The organism is Thalassospira sp. A40-3 (assembly GCF_015871485.1).
GTDB lineage: Bacteria > Pseudomonadota > Alphaproteobacteria > Rhodospirillales > Thalassospiraceae > Thalassospira > Thalassospira tepidiphila.
The window spans coordinates 417,032-435,069 of the sequence record NZ_CP065428.1 but is presented as its reverse complement, the minus strand read 5'-3'; the positions used below and the strand labels follow the sequence as shown (position 1 = coordinate 435,069).

The following is an 18,038-nucleotide window of genomic DNA, read 5'->3' as shown; positions in this document are numbered from 1 at the left end:
ATCGGGTTCGCCGATTTGTCTAACCCCTTTGTATAGATATCCCGCCGTTTCTTGATAAAAAAGCGGATGTTTTCTGCGGATGTCACATATTCGTAACCCCACTGTCATGAACTTGTTGTCATATCTGGGATAACAGCAAACCTCGGAACTTCTAATTCTCACAACTTCCGGGAAAGCCGACCATTTTGAAGATCGGGGTACTGCATTTGACCTTTGATGCAGATGAACAGTGGATATCCGACCGACCCATGACCCAACCGGTCATGCTCCGTAACTGGCAGCAGGTCGTCGAAAAAGTCGACTTCGCCTTTCAGCCCATTGTCAGTCCGCACACCGGTCATGTTTTCGGCTATGAGGCGCTTTTGCGGCGCTGGGAAGAAGCCGGATTTACATCCATTCAGGCCCTGTTTGATACCGCATGGGATACTGGCAACCTGCACAGTGTCGATATGATGCTGCGCGCCAAGGCGATTGAGAAGTTCGCACGTTTTCCGGGCGCCAAGCGGCTCAAGCTGTTTTACAATTTCGACAATCGCGTTGTGAAAACCGAGGATTACCAACCCGGTCAGACTGCCGCCCTGCTGAGCGACGCCGGACTTGAACGCGATACCATCTTCCTTGAGATTTCCGAACGCCACGACATCAGCAATGCCGGGTACCTCAAAGACATTCTGGTGCGCTACCGCAGTCAGGGCTTCAAGATTGCCATTGATGATTACGGCAGCGGCTTTGCCCAGTTGCGTGCGCTTTACGAATGCGAACCTGACATCATCAAGATCGACCGGTTCTTTATTGATGGCATCGACCGCGACCGTCGCAAGGAACTGTTTGTTACGCAAATAACGGCGTTCGCCCACATGATCGCGGCACAGGTGGTCGCCGAAGGTGTCGAAACCCGTGAGGAGTTCCTGTGCTGTCGGCGTTTGGGTTGTGATCTGGTGCAGGGTTTCTTTATCGCGCGCCCCTCACTCGACATCCCCGAACAGACCGATATTGTGTCCTCAGCAGCCGACATCGCTGCAGATTCGCGCCGCCAGTCGGATCGCGATGATGATGTTGTCAGATCCTACTTGCTGGAAACACCGGCCCTGCCGATTGATATCAATCCGGTCGATATCCTGAGCTACTTCCAACAAAATCCGGATATCTCGCTGGTGCCGGTCGTCGACCATGACGGCAAGCCGTTGGGCATTGTCCGGGACTCAGAATTCAAGGCGTTTATCTACACGCCGTTTGGCCGTGAATTGCTGCAAAACCCGGCAAACCGGGCCAATATAAAACGCTTTTTGCGCCGTTGTCCGGTTGCCGATATCCGCACCAGTCTGTCGGAGCTTCTGGAAACCTTTGTCGCGACCGAGGCGCTGGACGGGGTGATCCTGACGGAAAATGACCAGTATCTGGGTGTTCTGGATCAAAGTGCACTTTTGCGTGCGGTCAATGAACGCAATACCCTGAATGCACGCGATGAAAACCCGTTGACCCGCCTGCCGGGCAATAGTGCGATTTACCGTTATGCCGCACGCGCCCTGGCGGAGCCGCGCCGACGCCGGTTTGCGGTCTATTTCGATTTCGACAATTTCAAACCGTTCAACGATCAATACGGGTTCCGCCAGGGTGACCGCGCGATCCTGCTTTTCAAGGATATCCTGGGTAAGGTCCTGAGCCAGAATGACTGGTTTGTTGGCCATATCGGCGGTGATGATTTCTTTGCCTATGTACAATCGATTGATTTTGAGGATGCGGTCGCGGCTGTCCAACGCGTTCAGGCCATGTTTGATGCCCAGATCAAGAGTTTCTATGACCCGGAAACACGTGAAAGTGGATACCTGACCGGCAAGGGTCGCGATGGCCAACCTGCACGGTTTGATCTGATGAGTGTCAGTGCCGCGCTGATCCGGATTCCGGCAGAACGCACCGACATCACCCTTGATCATATTTCGGTCGAAGCGGCAAAACTCAAGGCGCTTGCAAAGACCAGTCCACGCCGATTCGCGGCAGGTATTTATGACCCGGACAGCAACAACGCCAGCGAACCAAAACTTCTTTGATCGCTTTTTCAAAGACTTGTCATTTTTGTCGCTCTGAAGCGCAAATTAGGGCTTCAAATCCGAGTCACTCTGAGTAATATTCCGGCCGAATTAAAAACGCCAATCGGTTCAAACGAGCAGTTCCGTCAATGGTAAATATCGCGCCTTTTTCTGATCTTTCGCTGTCCAATCCCGTCCGCCAGACCAGCCCCATCGCCCAGCAACGTGGCGATGAGCAACGTTTTGCCGAGCAAAGCCGGATTATTGATGGGACACGCGCCTCTGTCCTGACATCGGATCAGGAGATCGAGCGCGCTGTTCAGTCCTATCAGCGTGACCGCAGTGAACAAAAGCAGTTCCTGAAAGACGGCGAACAGAAAACTATTTCAGACAGCTATGTCGAAAAGATCTCGTCACCGACATACAGCGCATCTGGCGATCCGTTGAACAACCTGACCGCCGGTGCCGGCGGTCGTGGTCAGTATTTCGATATTCTGACCTGATTGGTTGACCGGCCCTTAGTCGTCTGACGCTGAAAGACCAATGGTCTTTTGCACAGCACCCCATTCCCAGATCAAATCTGCCAGCCGATCATAACCGAACTTGTCGGGGTGATAGCCATCGCCGCGCCGTAATGCGCGTTGCCATGTATCGTCTTCAAGCGTCGTGGCAAGCAGATCAAGATAGGGCACATCGAACCCGCGCGCGGTTTCGAGATAAATCTGGTTCAGGCCTTCGAGGCGCTGGTTAATTTCCTGACTGGATTTGCTGCCGTTAATCACGGCCTGCGGTCCGACCCAAAGGGTCGGTGCCAGTTTGGAAGCCTCCCCGATGATCTCGGCGGCATTGGCCGCCGACTTTGCCGGCGAAACCCGCATGGTGGTTTCCTCGCCCCGGTCTTCGGCGTGATTGGCGTCATTCACCCCAAAACTGAAGATCAGGACCGTCGGGAATTCTTCAACCATGCGAAGGCTGGCTTCACCCTGCCAGCGGGACTTGAGCCCCTCGGACGTTTCCGCGCGAATACCAAGGTTATAGATCGTGACGTCACGCCCGGCCTCGTCCAAAAGACGCCGGGCCAAACGCATCGGCCAGCCGCCCTTTTCACCATCGCGAACACCATTGACCAGACTGTCGCCAAAACAGCAAATCCGATGTCCAATTGCGCCTGTAGTCATTCTTTCTCCTCATCGCCTGCCGTGACCTGGCGGGCAATATAGTCCATCAATTCGTCCCGACCGGGCTGGAAATCGTGATCGATCCAGTATTCCTCGGCCTGTCTTAAAAGCGCCCCGACACGCGGCCCCGCAGGTGCAAGGCCCGCTTTTAGGATATCGCGGCCCTGTATTGGTAATTTCACGGGTTGCCAGTTTGCTGCGGCCTCAATCAGGGCTTTCCATTCGTCATTTTCTGCGCGTGTGCAACGTGGTGGCACCGCAGCGCGCGTGCTCCATGCCAAGAGCACGGCATCACGAAATGCGGGTGCACCCATCCGGTACAGATCGCGACACACGATTTCAGGCCGCAGTTTCGGATCAATCAACGGTGCATGCGCAACCATTTCAGCAAAACGGTCGGTTTCTTCGTTCGACAGTCGCAAATCACGCGCAAAGCGTTCGGCTGCTGCCAGATTGTCTTCGTCATCATCGCTGTTACGTCGATCGCCCCCCGGCGCAAACAGTGCTGCAAGACGGCGCAACGGATCGGGCTGGATCGCCGGATCGGCAAGGGCGGTGCTATCAAGCCACTGCATGATGCGCAGGCAGTCGGTGTGGATCAGTTTGGGCAGAATGGCCGGCAAAATGCCAAACCCGATCATGTCATTGATCGTGCCAGCAGGACTGCGCGAGCGCAGAAGCTTGAACATCTCGTCGCGAATACGTTCGACCGAAATATCATGAAGGCCGTTTACCGCCTTGCGGCAGGCCTCTGCCCCGACGGGATCAATCGGCGGGCGGCCAAACCAGGCCTGAAACCGGAAGAACCGCAAGATGCGCAGGAAATCCTCGGCAATGCGGTTTTCGGCCACTCCGATAAATCGCACCCGCCCGTCGCGCAAATCGGTTTCGCCATCAAACGGGTCATAGATCGTGCCATCAAGGTCGCAGTAAATGGCGTTGAAGGTAAAATCACGGCGCTTGGCATCTTCAAGCCAGCTGTCGGTAAAGGCGACCTCCGCGTGGCGGCCATCGGTCAGGACATCGACACGCAACGTCGTAATTTCATAGGCACCGGCATCGGTAATTGCGGTGACAGTCCCGTGCTTCAGGCCGGTGGGGATGACACGAATACCCGCCTTTTCCAGCGCGGCCTGCGTTTCCTCGGGCGCGAGATCACAGGCGATATCGACATCGACCAGATCACGTTTCAGCAACGCATCGCGCACGACACCACCAACAAAGCGCGCACAGCCACCTTGCTGCGCAATGGCATCAAACACGCGGGCGGTATCATCGGCGACCATGATCCCGTATGGCCGCAATCTGCCGGTTACTTCGAGTGCTGTCATCGCTGCCTTGTTGCCACCTGTCATATCAAGTGCCACGACGGTGGCTGGGCTGTTCTATTCCTTGGGTTCGAAATAGCCCGGCTCGACCACGCCGTCACGCAATACCGGCGCATGATAAATGGAATCGGGCGGCGCACCAGTCCCAAGTGCAGTGAAAATCAGGATTGCGGCGGTCAGCAACACGCCCAAACCAAACAGCATCAGCCACGGCCCCTTGTTCCATGGCGGGATGATGTCATGACCTTCACGGATGGCCTTGGCGCGGGCCCATTTCAGCCACAGCCCGTAAATCACAAAGGGCAGGATCAGAGGAAGACCGATCTGGATGATTTGTCGCAACATAAAGCTCTGTCCTAATATTCGGATTAACGGTTAAGCGATGGCGCATTGGCCCGGATGACTTCAGAGAAGTTGACAAGCATCCCGGCGGTCGCGCCCCAGATGTAATATTCGCGATACGGGATCGCAAAATACCGCCTGCGGGTGCCCTCGAACGTCACGGTTTGCAGTTTCTGATTTCGCGGATCAAGAATGAAACTGAGTGGCACTTCAAACACTTCGGCCACTTCGTGGTCATCGGGCTTAAGATCGAATGGCGGTGTAATCAGACCGACGACCGGGGTCACCTGATAGCCGGTCACGGTGTAATAATCATCAATCCGCCCCACCAGATCGATGTGACGGCGGGCAAGACCAATTTCTTCCTCCGTCTCGCGGAGCGCGGTTTCTTCAAGGGTGGTGTCGAATTCTTCCTGCCGCCCACCGGGGAAGCTGATTTGACCTGCGTGGTCGCTGAGATGATCAGTACGCCTTGTCAGGATCACATGCAAACCCGCATCACGTTTGACCAGCGGCACCAGAACGGCTGCCGGACGCGAAATCAGTTCCCCGTCGGCAAATGCACGTGCGCGCGATTTCGAACCCGGAAAGTCCACCGCATGGTCGCCACGGCGCTGCAAAACATCGCCAGTTGGCGCGCGCAAGGCGGCAACGATGTCATCGGGTGTCATTCCGTGGCCTCCATCCGACCGATCTCAAAAAACTTCCCATGACTGTAAACACCGATACGTATCATGTTGTGGTCAGGGTCACTAATTTCTTCGGCCAATTCGACCAATTCATAGAATACCGCCCGGTTCAGGCGCGCTTCAAGGCCGCGCTCCAACCCGACATAAGGCGATGGTTCATCGGTTTCGGGGTCGTGTTCAACGCGCAGGGGATGATCATCATCAAGTTCCACCCACTGGTCGATATTGGTCCGAAAACGGATATTCTGATCTTTGCCTTCGCCTTCGTTTTGCATTTCAACTGCGATGAAGGCGACGTCCTCGACCTCGATCCGGGCCATCTCGGCCGGGGTCACCAACCAGTGCCCGCCTTCCTCATCACGCTGCAACACGGAAGAAAAAAGCTTCACCAGCTCAATTCGGCCAATCGGACCACCTTGATAGAACCAGGTTCCATCCCGACCTATAGACATAGGGATATCGCCACAGATTTGTGGGTGCCGCCCGGTGTCGGGCTTCTGCCCGCGCAAGCGCGTCCACAACTTCTCGGCGAGATCGATGGTTTTTTGGTTTTCATTCATGCTGTAGAGTTGATCCTGAACCAGACGTTTTCCCGTTATACTTATGCGATTTCATCTGCGTTCTCTGGCCTGCCAACGCCTGCACTGCAACATAGGAAGCACAGTCAACCGCCATGACAAACGCGCCACAATTCCCCGAAGAAATGGGTTTCTCCCAGGAAAGCAGTCTTGAACGCGATGCAGCCCGTCTGGACGAGTGTGTCGCACGGCTGGCCGAAGCCCGCAAAATGATTTCCAGTATTATATTTGGGCAGAATGATGCCGTAGAGCAAACACTTATCGGCATTTTATCCGGTGGACATGTGCTGATGGTCGGTGCGCCGGGCCTTGGCAAGTCGCTTCTGGCGCACACGCTGGGCAAGGTTCTTGGCCTGCTTGACAAGCGTGTTCAGTTCACACCCGATCTTATGCCCGCCGATATTCTGGGTTCCGAAGTTCTTGAAGAAGGAGCAGACGGCAAACGCGCGTTTCGCTTTATCAAGGGACCGGTATTTTGCCAGTTGCTTTTGGCCGATGAAATCAACCGTGCCAGCCCGCGTACACAGTCCGCCCTGTTGCAGGCGATGCAGGAACGCGAGGTTTCGGTTGCCGGTTACAGCCACAAACTGCCCGAACCGTTCCATGTTCTGGCTACCCAGAACCCGTTGGAGCAGGAAGGCACCTATCCCCTGCCCGAAGCACAGCTTGACCGTTTCCTGCTTGAAGTCCGGCTAGGCTATCCCGATGCCGATGAAGAACGCAAGATCGTGACCGAAACCACCGGCCGGTATCCGGCCCGCCCGCGACAGGTTCTTCAAACCGATGATCTGGTGGAGGCACAGGACTTTGTCCGTCGCCTGCCGATGCCGGACCGCGTTCTTGATACCATCATTGCCCTGTGTCGCGAATGCCGCCCGGAAAGCACATCACTTGCCGATATTCGTGAAAATGTTGCCTGGGGCCCCGGTACACGTGCGGCACAGGCCCTGTCACTGGCGTGCCGGGCGCGTGCGATGCTGTTTGGGCGCTTTGCCCCCTCGATCGAGGATATCGAAGAACTTGCCGTTCCTGTTTTGCGCCATCGTTTTGGCCTGACCTATGGCGCACGCGCCGAAGGCTTTACCGCCAAGGGGCTGATTACCGATGCGCTTGCCCACCTGCAGGAGAAAAACTAATTGGTCACCGCCCCCGTGCAGGATCATGTTGCCGCTGCCCGCGCCCTTGCGGCGAAACTGCCACAGCTGATTGATGAGTCGCGCCGAACGGCCATCAGTCTGCGCAGTGGCCTGCATGGCAATCGCAAGGTCGGACCGGGCAGTGATTTCTGGCAATTTCGCCCTTATGTTCCTGGCGATCCAACCAACCAGATTGACTGGCGCCGATCTGCGCGCAGCGAACATACCTTCATCCGCCAGACAGAATGGCAGGCCAGCCATAATTACTGGATCTGGCCGGTACTTTCGCCGTCGACCTATTGGGCATCAAGTGACAAGCTGCCGTCAAAGGCGGAACGCACCCTGATCATATCCATCGCATTGGCCGACCTTTTGATCCGCAACGGCGAAACCGTTGGCACCTTTGATGGCGAACGTACGCGCATCACATCGGCAGAGCATCTTGAAAAACTGGGTCACGCGATGCTGGCAAGTCCGCAAAGCATCGCAGGCCAAGCGACAAACATTCACCCCGGCCGCAAACATTCGGTGCTGATCCTTGGCGACTTCCTTGAATTTGCGGATCAAAGCGAACAGTCGGCACGCACGGTACGCCGTTTGGGCCAGTATCAAAATGACGGCGCGCTGGTGCAAATTCTTGATCCTGCGGAAATCGCCCCGCCGTTTCAGGGGCGGGTTGATCTGTTTGATACCGATGATCAGATGATCTTTCGCAGCGAAAAGTTCGAAGACCTTACGGAGGGCTATAAACTTCGCGCCCAGAAATGGCGGGCATTGGTCCGCGATGCTGCGCGCCAGAATGACTGGCTTTATGACCGGCATGTCACATCCGAAAGTGCCAGCCCGACATTGCTGGCCCTGTATCAGCATCTGAGCGAACGACAAAATCAAAGCGGATCGAACGGGCGCGGTCGTCCTAACCTGCATCGCCATAACACGCAGGAGATGTCATGAGCCTGTCGGCCATCACATTCCTGTATCCTGCGATGCTGGCCGGGTTGCTGGCATTGCCGATTGTCTGGCTTTTGATCAGATCGGCACCACGGTCACCCAAAACCGTTATCTTCCCGGCTGCGCGTATTTTGCGCGGCCTTAAAAGCAAACGCCGCGATATTCAGCGCGCGCCGATCTGGCAAACCATTCTGCGCTGTTTGATCCTGACGCTTCTGATTGTTGCCGCTGCCCGCCCGGTGATGAACCGCAATGATTTTGCCGCCAATGATGGCGCGATATTGATCATTGCCGATAACGGCTGGGACAGTGCCGCTAACTGGCGGCAATACCGCACGGCATTGCAACAGATCGCCAATCAGGCCCGGTTCGAGTTGCAAACGGTCTATATTGCCCAAACCGCGCCCGAGGCAGCAGGCGCGACCACATGGAAACTTCCAGACATTGTCGGTCCGGTATCGCCCAACGATACCAAAAACCTGTTTGATCGCTTGCAGCCACGTCCTTGGCCCTCGGATTATACCGCCCTTTCGGATTTGATTTCCGAACGCCCGGAAATGAACCGGGCTGTTGGTAGCATCTTGTGGCTAACCAGCGAGATGGACAGCCCCGGCAAGGCCAAAATCGCATCCGAACTGCTTGATATCGCACCGATCACAACGATTTCACCGACTTTTACCGACCGTATCGCCATCCGGTCGCTTAGCCGGTCAGGTACCGGCATGTTGGCAACATTGGCCCATAATCGCGACGATCAACCGCGTGAGATTAATCTGCTGGCCCGCGGCGAACGCGGCAATGTGATCCTGCGCCATACGGTGGAAATAACACCAGACAGCGATCAAAGCGATGTCGCCATTCTGTTGCCGCGTGATATTTCCAACGCCATTCAATCCGTTGGCATTGAGGGGGTCGAAAGTGCCGCATCGGTGTTTCAGACCGGTGCCCGCTGGCAACAACGCCGGGTTGGCGTCGTGGTCAGTTCTGGCGATGGTCCGGGGGTGTTGTCTGATCAGTATTTCTTCCTTGATCGGGCGCTTTCGCCCTATGCCGATGTGACTTATGCGCCGCTTGGAACGTTGCTTGAAGACAAGGTCGATGTTCTGGTTTCCGCCGGGCCGATTTCAGGGCTGGGCAGCCAGTTTGACGCACTTGAACGCTGGGTCAATGAAGGCGGCATGCTGGTGCGGTTTGCGGGCGACAGTTCGTCGCAGATTGGCAACGATTTCCTGCCCGTCACGCTTCGACTTGGCAACCGCGACTTTGGCGGGTCAATGTCGTGGGAAAAGCCCAAAAGGTTGCTCGACTTTCCGGACAACAGTCCGTTTCACGGGGTCGAAGTGCCTGACGACATCACGGTCACCCGACAATTGCTGGCCGAACCCGACCCGGACATTGTCAGCAAGACTTGGGCACGTCTGACCGATGGGACGCCCCTGATCACCAGCACACCGCGCAATGCCGGGCGGATTGTTCTTTTCCATGTCACACCGTGGGCAGATTGGTCGAACCTGCCGATGTCGGGCCTGTTTGTCGAGCTGTGGCAGCGGCTTCTTCCCCTTGCCAGTCCGAGCAATCGCAGCGATGCCGAACTGCAAAGCAGCCTGCCTGCCCAGACCATTCTGGATGGCTTTGGCCGACCGCATCAGCCAGATGCCTTGATCCTGCCGGTTCAAACCCCGCTTCCGACACCCAATCCGCGCCATCCGCCGGGCATTTACGGTGAAAACGGACAGGCGGTTGCGCTGAACCTTGGTCCGTCACTTTCCGATATCGGCCGCGATGTGGTTTGGCCATCGGGCATCAGCACACGCGAAATCACCGATCAAAGCCAGGTTGACCTTGCCGCCCTTTGCCTGTTGGCCGCCTTTATCCTGATCTTGTTTGATGCCGCGATCTTGCTGGTGCTGAACAACGTGTCGCTGCGGCGCAGTCGACGCAGCAATGCCCTGACATCGCTTTTGCTGGCCGCCGTCCTGACCGGTGTGGCCACCGCAAGCGTGATGATGCCCGCAGCATCCATGGCGGCAACACTGCCCGAGGCCGCCCTGCAACCGCGTCTGGCTTATCTTGAGACCGGCAATGCGCCGGTAGATCGCCTGAGCCGTGCCGGGATGACCGGCCTGACCGAAATTTTACGCCGACGTAGTGCGGCAGACCTCAACACCGTCGATGGCGTTAATCCGGAGACCGACGAGCTTAGTTTCTATCCGCTGATCTATTGGCCGCTGGTTGACGGGCAGGAACCGTTTTCCGAACGCGCACAGGAACGATTGAACCGTTATCTGAACAATGGTGGCATGATCCTGATCGACAGCCGGGACCGCGAAGTCCAACCAGCGCGCTTGCGGCGTCTTTTGGCCGGGTTGGAAGTCCCGCTTTTGGATCGTGCGCCAAGTGATCACATTCTGTTTCGCAGTTTCTATCTGCTTGACCATGCCTTTGGCCGGTTTTCCGAACCGCTATGGCTTGATGCGCGTCCCAGTCAACGCCTGGATGGGGTGGCGTCGGTTCTGTTTGGGGGCAATGACTGGGCATCGGCCTGGATCATTCCCGAAGGCCGCGATGAACTGCGCAGCGAAGACATATCCCCCCGGCAACGCGAAATGGCCTATCGGTTTGGTGTTAATCTGGTGATGTATGCCCTGACGGGGAGTTACAAGGGCGATCAGGTCCATATCCCTGCCATTCTGGAAAGGTTGGGCCGATGAACCAGGGATGGCAGAACCTTCAGATTTCCCCGCTTCTCGACATAACCATCCTGCAAGGGTTGGCTATTCTGTGTTTGGTTGCGGTCATTGTGTTCACGATCTTCCGGCTGCGTGGCACGGTCTGGCGCGGGTTGGTGATGGTGCTGGTTCTTCTGGCCCTTCTGGCACCGCAATTTACCGACCGTGAAAGCGAAAAACTTAGCGATATCATACTGGTCCTTGTTGACCGGTCGGCAAGCCAGGATATCGCAAACCGTGCGGCACAAACCGATGCGGCAATTGCCGAATTGCAAGATCGCTTTGCCGATGATCCATCGGTGGAGCTTCGCTTTGAAGATGTTCCGGGCGATACCGATACCCGCATGTTTGCCGTCCTTGACCGGTTGCTGGGCGGCTTGCCGCGCGAACGGTTGGGTGGGGTCATGATGATTACCGACGGGCAGGTTCATGACGTGCCAAGCAGCCTTGATCTGAACGCACCCTTGCATGTTTTGATCAGTGGCGGACGCGATGAACGTGATCGCCGGTTGGTCATTCGCCAAAGTGCAGATTACGGCATTGTCGGCAAGGACGCCGAATTCATGATCGAGGCGGTCGATCCGCAATTGCCGCCCGGCACGGCGATCCCGGTACGGATGCTGCTTGAAGATGGTACGGAACGCGAAATTGCCCTGCCCGCCAACGAACAACGCCGGGTCAGCATCCCGGTGCCACATGCCGGATCGGTTCTTGCCGAATTGCGTATGGATACGCTTGAGGAAGAAACCGACAAATCCAACAACCGGCTGATCCTTGAGACCACCGGTGTGCGTGATCGGTTGCGCGTGTTGTTGTTATCTGGCGAACCCCACCCGGGCGAGCGGGCGTGGCGTAACCTTTTGCGGGCTGATCCGGGGGTGGATCTTGTGCATTTCACTATTTTGCGCCCGCCAGAAAAGGGCGACGACACGCCGATCAATGAACTGGCACTGATCCCGTTTCCGATCCGTGATCTGTTCGAAGTGCGCCTGCGTCAATTTGATCTGATCATTTTTGACCGCTACCAGATGCGCGGCGTCTTGCCGCCGCACTATCTGGAAAAGGTGGTTGATTTCGTAAAATGGGGTGGCGCGGCACTGGTCGTCGCCGGGCCGGAATATGTCGGCCCGGACGGGCTTGCCAGCACGGCGTTGAATGATCTGATGCCGGCAGCCCCGACCGGACGGATTATCGAGCAGGCCTTTGTCCCCCGTGTTAATCAGGCCGGCCGCCTGCACCCGGTTACAACTGCCATTGCCGGATCCCCCAACACGCCCCCGAAATGGGGACAATGGTATCGTCAGATCGAAACGCGTATTTCTGATCCCGATGCCATGACGCTTCTGACCGGTGTGGATGACCTGCCACTTCTGACCATGCAGCGGGTCGAGGAAGGCCGTGTGGCAATGCTGAGTTCCGATCAGATGTGGCTTTGGCAGCGCGGCCATGATGGCGGCGGCCCTGTGGCAGAATTGCTGCGGCGTTTATCGCACTGGCTGATGAAGGAACCGGCCCTTGATGAAAACACCGTGCTGACCGAACGCAGCCCGGATGGCGAGAGCCTTATCCTGAATTGGCGCAAGATCGGCGCGGCCCCCGAAGCAGCCAGCGTGATCAATCCGGAAACCGGCGAACAGATCAATGCCGCCTTCGAACAACTGCCCGATCAATCCTGGCAGGCGACTGTTCCGATTGAAACCCGCGGTTTGATCCGGGTTCGGGTACGTGATCAGGATGATCGCAGTCAAACCGCGTTGCATGTCGATCGTGATGTCCTGACCGCCGAAACCCGAAACACCAACTCCACCCCGGATCTGTTGGCCGGGCTGGTGGCGGAAAATGATGGCTATATCGGCCGGATCGAAGATGGTTTGCCCGATTTCCGCCATGTGCCCGATGACCGTATCTGGCATGGCAGCAACTGGGCCGGGTTCCTTCAGACCGACAGTTTCAAGACCGTGATTGGCGGCATTACAAACTTGCTGCCGATCCCGTTTGTCGCGCTTTTGATCGGGGCGATCTGTTTGCTGGGCTGGCGGGTCGAAAGCAAGTGATTAGGGCCGTGGTCTTTGACGGCCGCGTCCTTCACGATATTCCGCACAGGCTTCCTGATGGAAGTTGCACAATCCGCCTTTGAACTTTTCGACTAGAAAATCGATGAAGACACGCACCTTGCTGGGCAGGTGGCGGCGTTCGGGATAAACCGCGTAAATACCACCACTGCTAAGCGGATCGTAATCATGCAGGATGCGGACAAGACGCCCTTCGCTAAGTGCCTCCGCAACGATGAATTCCGGTTCACGGGCAATACCAAGGCCGCGAATAGCCGCGACAGACGTGAATTCACCATTGTTGCATGACATCACCGGATTGACCCGGACTGAGACCTGACCATCAGGCCCGTCAAAGTCCCAGATATTGGGGCTTGGCACGTTGGTGTAGGAAATCGTTCGATGCTCGGCCAGTTCCTGTGGCGTTTTGGGTTCGCCATACTGTTCCAGATAACCCGGTGAGGCCACCACATGGCCGGTAAAATCGGCCAGTTTGCGGGCGATCAGGCTGGAATCCTTAAGCCGGGTAATACGTATCGCCATATCAATCCCCTCGGCCACCAGATCGACCATATGATCGGCCAGATGGATATCGACATGCAGCCCGGGATACTTATCCATGAACTCGGTCACCAATTGCGGCAGATACATCTGCCCAAAGGTCAGCGGGGCTGAAATACGCAATGTGCCGCGCGGCGTGCCGCGCAAATCGGTCAGCGCATGTTCGGCTGTTTCGATTTCTTCAACCACACGCGCGCAGTGCTGATAGAAGGTCGACCCGGCATCTGTCAGGCTAAGACGACGGGTGGTGCGGTTCAGAAGCCGGATACCAAGATTATCTTCAAGCTTGGTTACATGTTTGCTGACGGCGGATTTGGACATGCCAAGCTTGCGCGCCGCACCGGAAAAACTGCGTTCCTCGACGACACGGGCAAAGACGGTCATGCCGTCAAGATTTCCGATCAGCATTATGCGGCTCCTGAGCGGGGTACTGTTGCGCGATTGGAAACAAATTAATGTCACATCAACGGATTGTCTTCAACGCGCAAATAAGCACAATAAAGCTTAACCGCGGCAGAATGCCTGCCAGAACCGATTAACAAAATTTGGGAAACGGACATGGGATTACTTGTCGACGGAGTCTGGCACGACAAATGGTATGACACCAAAAGCAACGGCGGAAAATTCAAACGCCAGGTTTCAGCTTTTCGCAACTGGGTCTCTGCCGATCAGGATGCCGAATTCCCGGCCGAAAAGGGCCGCTACCATCTGTATGTATCCTACGCCTGTCCCTGGGCACATCGCACGCTGATCTTCCGTGCCCTGAAGGGACTGGAAGACATGATCAGCGTATCGGTCGTGCATTGGCACATGGGTGAGAACGGCTGGAAGTTTGATCGCGACGCGGGCCTTCCGGACCATCTCGAAGACCGTGACTTCATGCATCAGGTCTATACCGATGCGATGTCTGATTACACCGGTCGCGTCACCGTGCCGGTGCTTTGGGACAGGAAGACCAACAAGCTGGTCAGCAATGAGTCGGCTGAAATCATCCGCATGCTTAACAGCGCGTTTGACGATCTTGGTGCAACGACGGTCGATTTCTATCCCGAAGATTTGCGCGGTGAAATCGATGAAGTGAACGAACGCGTTTATCACGATGTGAATAACGGCGTTTACAAATCCGGCTTTGCCACCACGCAGTCTGCCTATGAAGAAGCCGTCACCACGCTGTTTGATGCGCTGGACTGGCTTGAGGAACGCCTTTCAAAGCAACGCTACCTTGTTGGCAACCGGCTTACCGAAGCCGACTGGCGCCTGTTCACAACCTTGTTGCGCTTTGATCCGGTCTATCACGGCCATTTCAAATGCAACCTGCGCAAGCTGAATGAGTATCCCAATCTTTGGGCCTATACCCGCGATCTGTATCAACACCCGGGGATCAAAGAGACAGTCTTTATGGACCATATCAAGGGCCACTATTACGAAAGCCACCCGACGATCAATCCGTCCGGTGTGGTCCCGTTGGGCCCGGTTCTGGACCTTGATGAACCGCATGGCCGCGAACACTTGTCCTGATCCTCAGCCGGACTGTCGAACAATAAAAAAACCCCGCAGCATCGCTGCGGGGTTTTCAGTTTCCGGAAACCGGAAAAAATCAGTTCAGACGACCTTTGAGTTCCGCGATCGCGCTATCAACCAACTCGTCTGCCTTTGCACCAGAAACCTTGTCACTGACAAGGGCCATGGTGGCCTTGGCTGCGATTTCGGCAACATGTGCACGAACTTCGGCAATAGCCTGGCTTTCGAGGTTGGAGATACGGTCCAGAGCTTGCTGTTCACGACGTTTAAGCGCCGCTTTCAGTTCTGCCTGGGCGTTCTCGAGCATACGGTCGGCTTCCACCTTGGCATGCGCACGGATTTCGTCAGCTTCCTTAAGCGCTTCACGCTGTTTGGCCTGATAATTGGCCAGAAGCTCCTGGGCTTCTTCGCGAAGACGCTGTGCTTCGTCCAGTTCGTCGGAAATCTTCTGTGCACGTTTATCAAGTGCGCTCGAGATCCCTTTGACGGCTTTGAAACCGCCAAAACCGACGACCAGCACGAAAGAAAGCGTGGTCCAGGTGTATGGATCGGTAAGGAAAGTAACCTCTTGGGTTGCCATTGTCTTACTCTCCTACGATTGCCGAAACAGCCTTGTCGGCAGTTTTGGCCTGAACCTTGACACCGATAAGTTTGTCGGTTGCTTCACGGGCAATTTCCGATGCTGCTTCTGCAACACCCGTCATTGCATCCGCTTTGGCGTCCGCAATTGCCTTCTCGGCATCAGATGTCTTTTTAGACAGCTTCTTGACCATAGCTTCGGTTTTCTTGGCTTGCTCTGCAGCAGCCTTTTCCGATGCTTCGCGAATGTCAGCCTGAGCGGCTTCACGAGCTTCTGCCAGAGCAGCCTCGTATTTCGCGATGGCGGCATCGGTTTCGTCTTTCAACGCCCGAGCCTTGCCAAGGTTGTCTTCGATGGTTTTTTGACGGCGTTCAAGAACTTCACCAACCTTCGGCAGCGCAATTCTCGACATCAGGAAATACAAGATGGCGAAAATGACGAACAGCCAGAAGATCTGTTCCGAGAACGTCGCAATATCAAACTGCGGCATAGCCTACTCCCGAATTCAACGACGCCGGCGAGGGAGTGCCTCGCCGGGCCGTGTATTCGCGCAAAAGGCGCCGATTAGCCGAACAGAACGATCAGCGCAACGACGAGTGCGAACAGTGCAATAGCTTCGGTAACAGCAAAGCCGATCCAGCCATACAGTTCAACGTCGCCTTTTGCAGCCGGGTTACGGCCAACAGTCGCAATCAGGCTCGACCAGATGTTACCAACACCGATACCGGCACCAATCATGCCAATAGCAGCCAGGCCAGCACCGATCATCTTAGCAGCATCGAGTTCCATAACTTCACCCTTTCGAATTTCTTAAAGGCAATCAGAAGAGATCACACCAAACCACACACATCAGTGCATGTGGATTGCATCATGGAGATAGATGCAGGTGAGAATTGTGTAGACGTAAGCCTGAAGCGCAGCAATGCCAAACTCCAGAACAGTAATCCCCGTCAGCAAAGCAAAGGGAAGCACGCCGAGAATGCCAATCAGGCCGACGAACCCACCGATAACTTTCAGCATGATGTGGCCGACGGTCATGTTCGCAAACAGTCGGATCGCCAGGCTGAACGGACGAGAGAAATAGGAGATGATTTCGATCGGGATCAGAATGATCGCGGTCGCAATCGGCGCACCTTCAGGGAAGAACATCCGAAGGTAATGCGTACCATGACGCATGAAGCCGATGACCGTCACACCGAGGAAGATCACCAGAGCCATCGCAAAGGTAACAGCGATGTGGCTCGTAAAGGTAAAGCTGTGCGGGATCATGCCAAGCAGGTTCCCGAACAGAACAAACATAAACAGCGTAAAGACGAACGGGAAATATTTGCGACCTGCGCTTCCCACGTTGTCCTTGAGCATATTGGCGACGAATTCGTACATCACCTCGGCAGATCCCTGCCAGCGGCCCGGAACCAGCGCGCCGCGACGCATCGAAAGCGTCATGAAGCCCGTTACGAGAACGGCTGCGATCACCATCCAAAGTGCGGAGTTGGTGAAGGAAATATCAATGCCGGCAACCGAAAGTTCGGCCAAGGGCTTGATTTCAAACTGCTCTAGCGGTCCAGCCACCGTAATCCTCGCTCAATATTATCAGGGTTCGGATTTGTCCCCGTTCCCCTGCTTGCGCTCCCCCATCGCACGACCAAGTCCGACAGCACTGTCAAAACCCTTGGCAACGCGATAAGCGTTCAAACCTCCGGCACCTGCTCCGAGAAAAACAAACAGAACAAGCAGCCAAGGTGTCGTATCAAGCACCCGATCCAGCGCCCAGCCAATCAGCAAGCCGACAAGAACCGCAGCGATCATTTCCGCCGAAATCCTCATGCCAAGCGCCATCCCTTGAGATGGTTTGCCGGTCGCCCGGTTCGGGCTGTGCAGTTCTTCTCGCTTGCCTGCTACGGCTGCCAGTTTGCTCTCAAGCTCTGCTAATGAAGCGCGATCTTTATCATCGCTCATTGTCGTGAACCCCGCTTTGGCAGCCCTGCAAACGTCGCAAGGAAATGCGCGGGCAACATACTTAGCACCCCATGGGCTGTCAAGCTGTAAAACCCCGTCTCCCCGGACCTTTGAAAACCGAAATAATAATAATTATTTCAGTCACTTAACCCCTTAAATGTGAAGGAAAACACTTTTAGAGTTAGGCAATAGTCGCAGTCAAAAGAATTGACAGTGATCTGCGCCACTGGCCTGCAACCGGCGGTTTTCCTTGGTTCCTGCCGGTTTTATCCCCTTTGACACCACAGATGACAAATTTGGTGTTTTTCACCGGGCCCCGGCAATTTGCCAAAATCAGGAGCGTTTTTGCCCAAAACCATGAAATATCGGTGGATTAAAGACAGTGGGCATTCCCGATTCACCCGCGGT

18 protein-coding genes are annotated in these 18,038 nt (G+C 55.7%); 7 read left to right on the top strand and 11 right to left on the bottom strand.

Annotated features, from left to right (window positions below; genetic code table 11):
* Window positions 1-248 precede the first annotated feature (248 nt).
* On the top strand, window positions 249-2,048 hold the full coding sequence (locus IT893_RS01955; protein WP_245227846.1) for an EAL domain-containing protein: 1,800 nt from the start codon (window positions 249-251) through the stop codon (window positions 2,046-2,048).
* A gap of 128 nt (window positions 2,049-2,176) precedes the next feature.
* Complete coding sequence (locus IT893_RS01950) at window positions 2,177-2,530, top strand: hypothetical protein (protein WP_197146647.1); 354 nt, start codon at window positions 2,177-2,179, stop codon at window positions 2,528-2,530.
* A 15-nt stretch (window positions 2,531-2,545) separates the two neighbouring features.
* On the opposite strand, the gene IT893_RS01945 is transcribed toward IT893_RS01950, so the two are convergent.
* The 5 genes from IT893_RS01945 to IT893_RS01925 are packed head-to-tail and all read right to left on the bottom strand — an operon-like array spanning window position 2,546 to window position 6,124.
* Window positions 2,546-3,205 carry a GDSL-type esterase/lipase family protein gene (locus IT893_RS01945; RefSeq protein WP_197146646.1) on the bottom strand — a complete coding sequence of 220 codons (660 nt, stop codon included), beginning with the start codon at window positions 3,203-3,205 and terminating at the stop codon, window positions 2,546-2,548.
* Entirely contained in the window at window positions 3,202-4,560 is a 1,359-nt protein-coding gene (locus IT893_RS01940) for a CCA tRNA nucleotidyltransferase (protein WP_252724048.1), read from the bottom strand. Before IT893_RS01940 ends, IT893_RS01945 begins: the two co-directional genes overlap by 4 nt.
* 30 nt (window positions 4,561-4,590) lie before the next feature.
* Entirely contained in the window at window positions 4,591-4,878 is a 288-nt protein-coding gene (locus IT893_RS01935) for a hypothetical protein (protein ID WP_008889887.1), read from the bottom strand.
* A 23-nt stretch (window positions 4,879-4,901) separates the two neighbouring features.
* On the bottom strand, window positions 4,902-5,546 hold the full coding sequence (locus IT893_RS01930; RefSeq protein ID WP_008889886.1) for a CoA pyrophosphatase: 645 nt from the start codon (window positions 5,544-5,546) through the stop codon (window positions 4,902-4,904).
* The gene (locus IT893_RS01925) at window positions 5,543-6,124 is read right to left on the bottom strand and encodes a DUF1285 domain-containing protein (RefSeq protein ID WP_197146644.1); all 582 of its coding nucleotides are present in this window, start codon (window positions 6,122-6,124) and stop codon (window positions 5,543-5,545) included. Before IT893_RS01925 ends, IT893_RS01930 begins: the two co-directional genes overlap by 4 nt.
* A 113-nt stretch (window positions 6,125-6,237) precedes the next feature.
* Between IT893_RS01925 and IT893_RS01920 the strand changes: the two genes are divergently transcribed.
* Genes IT893_RS01920 through IT893_RS01905 form a run of 4 tightly spaced genes read left to right on the top strand, consistent with a single transcriptional unit; the run spans window position 6,238 to window position 13,012 of the window.
* Complete coding sequence (locus IT893_RS01920) at window positions 6,238-7,278, top strand: MoxR family ATPase (RefSeq protein WP_063089141.1); 1,041 nt, start codon at window positions 6,238-6,240, stop codon at window positions 7,276-7,278.
* Window positions 7,279-8,232: a DUF58 domain-containing protein gene (locus IT893_RS01915; protein WP_197146643.1), complete on the top strand. Its 954-nt coding sequence runs from the start codon at window positions 7,279-7,281 to the stop codon at window positions 8,230-8,232.
* Entirely contained in the window at window positions 8,229-10,940 is a 2,712-nt protein-coding gene (locus tag IT893_RS01910; protein ID WP_197146642.1) for a DUF4159 domain-containing protein, read from the top strand. Before IT893_RS01915 ends, IT893_RS01910 begins: the two co-directional genes overlap by 4 nt.
* Window positions 10,937-13,012, top strand: coding sequence for a hypothetical protein (locus tag IT893_RS01905; protein ID WP_197146641.1), 2,076 nt, complete (start codon window positions 10,937-10,939; stop codon window positions 13,010-13,012). The genes IT893_RS01910 and IT893_RS01905 overlap by 4 nt, the downstream gene beginning before the upstream one ends.
* Here the strand turns inward: IT893_RS01905 and IT893_RS01900 are convergent, their stop codons facing one another.
* Window positions 13,013-13,978, bottom strand: a complete 966-nt coding sequence (locus tag IT893_RS01900; protein ID WP_008889880.1) for a LysR family transcriptional regulator — start codon at window positions 13,976-13,978, stop codon at window positions 13,013-13,015. It lies immediately after the preceding gene.
* Window positions 13,979-14,128: 150 nt separating this feature from the next.
* On the opposite strand from IT893_RS01900, the gene IT893_RS01895 reads away from it, so the two are divergent.
* Window positions 14,129-15,088 (top strand): glutathione S-transferase family protein, encoded by a 960-nt coding sequence (locus tag IT893_RS01895; RefSeq protein ID WP_197146640.1) that lies wholly within the window; start codon window positions 14,129-14,131, stop codon window positions 15,086-15,088.
* A gap of 79 nt (window positions 15,089-15,167) precedes the next feature.
* On the opposite strand, the gene IT893_RS01890 is transcribed toward IT893_RS01895, so the two are convergent.
* From IT893_RS01890 to IT893_RS01870, 5 genes are all read right to left on the bottom strand, one after another.
* The gene (locus IT893_RS01890) at window positions 15,168-15,671 is read right to left on the bottom strand and encodes a F0F1 ATP synthase subunit B (RefSeq protein WP_063089146.1); all 504 of its coding nucleotides are present in this window, start codon (window positions 15,669-15,671) and stop codon (window positions 15,168-15,170) included.
* A 4-nt stretch (window positions 15,672-15,675) separates the two neighbouring features.
* A complete protein-coding gene (locus IT893_RS01885) occupies window positions 15,676-16,161 on the bottom strand; it encodes an ATP synthase subunit B' (RefSeq protein ID WP_008889877.1) in 486 nt (161 codons plus the stop codon).
* A gap of 74 nt (window positions 16,162-16,235) precedes the next feature.
* Entirely contained in the window at window positions 16,236-16,460 is a 225-nt protein-coding gene (locus IT893_RS01880) for an ATP synthase subunit C family protein (protein WP_007089066.1), read from the bottom strand.
* Between the two features lie 60 nt (window positions 16,461-16,520).
* Window positions 16,521-17,243, bottom strand: coding sequence for a F0F1 ATP synthase subunit A (locus IT893_RS01875; RefSeq protein ID WP_008889876.1), 723 nt, complete (start codon window positions 17,241-17,243; stop codon window positions 16,521-16,523).
* A 21-nt stretch (window positions 17,244-17,264) separates the two neighbouring features.
* Window positions 17,265-17,630, bottom strand: a complete 366-nt coding sequence (locus IT893_RS01870; RefSeq protein ID WP_040823076.1) for an AtpZ/AtpI family protein — start codon at window positions 17,628-17,630, stop codon at window positions 17,265-17,267.
* Between the last annotated feature and the right edge of the window lie 408 nt (window positions 17,631-18,038).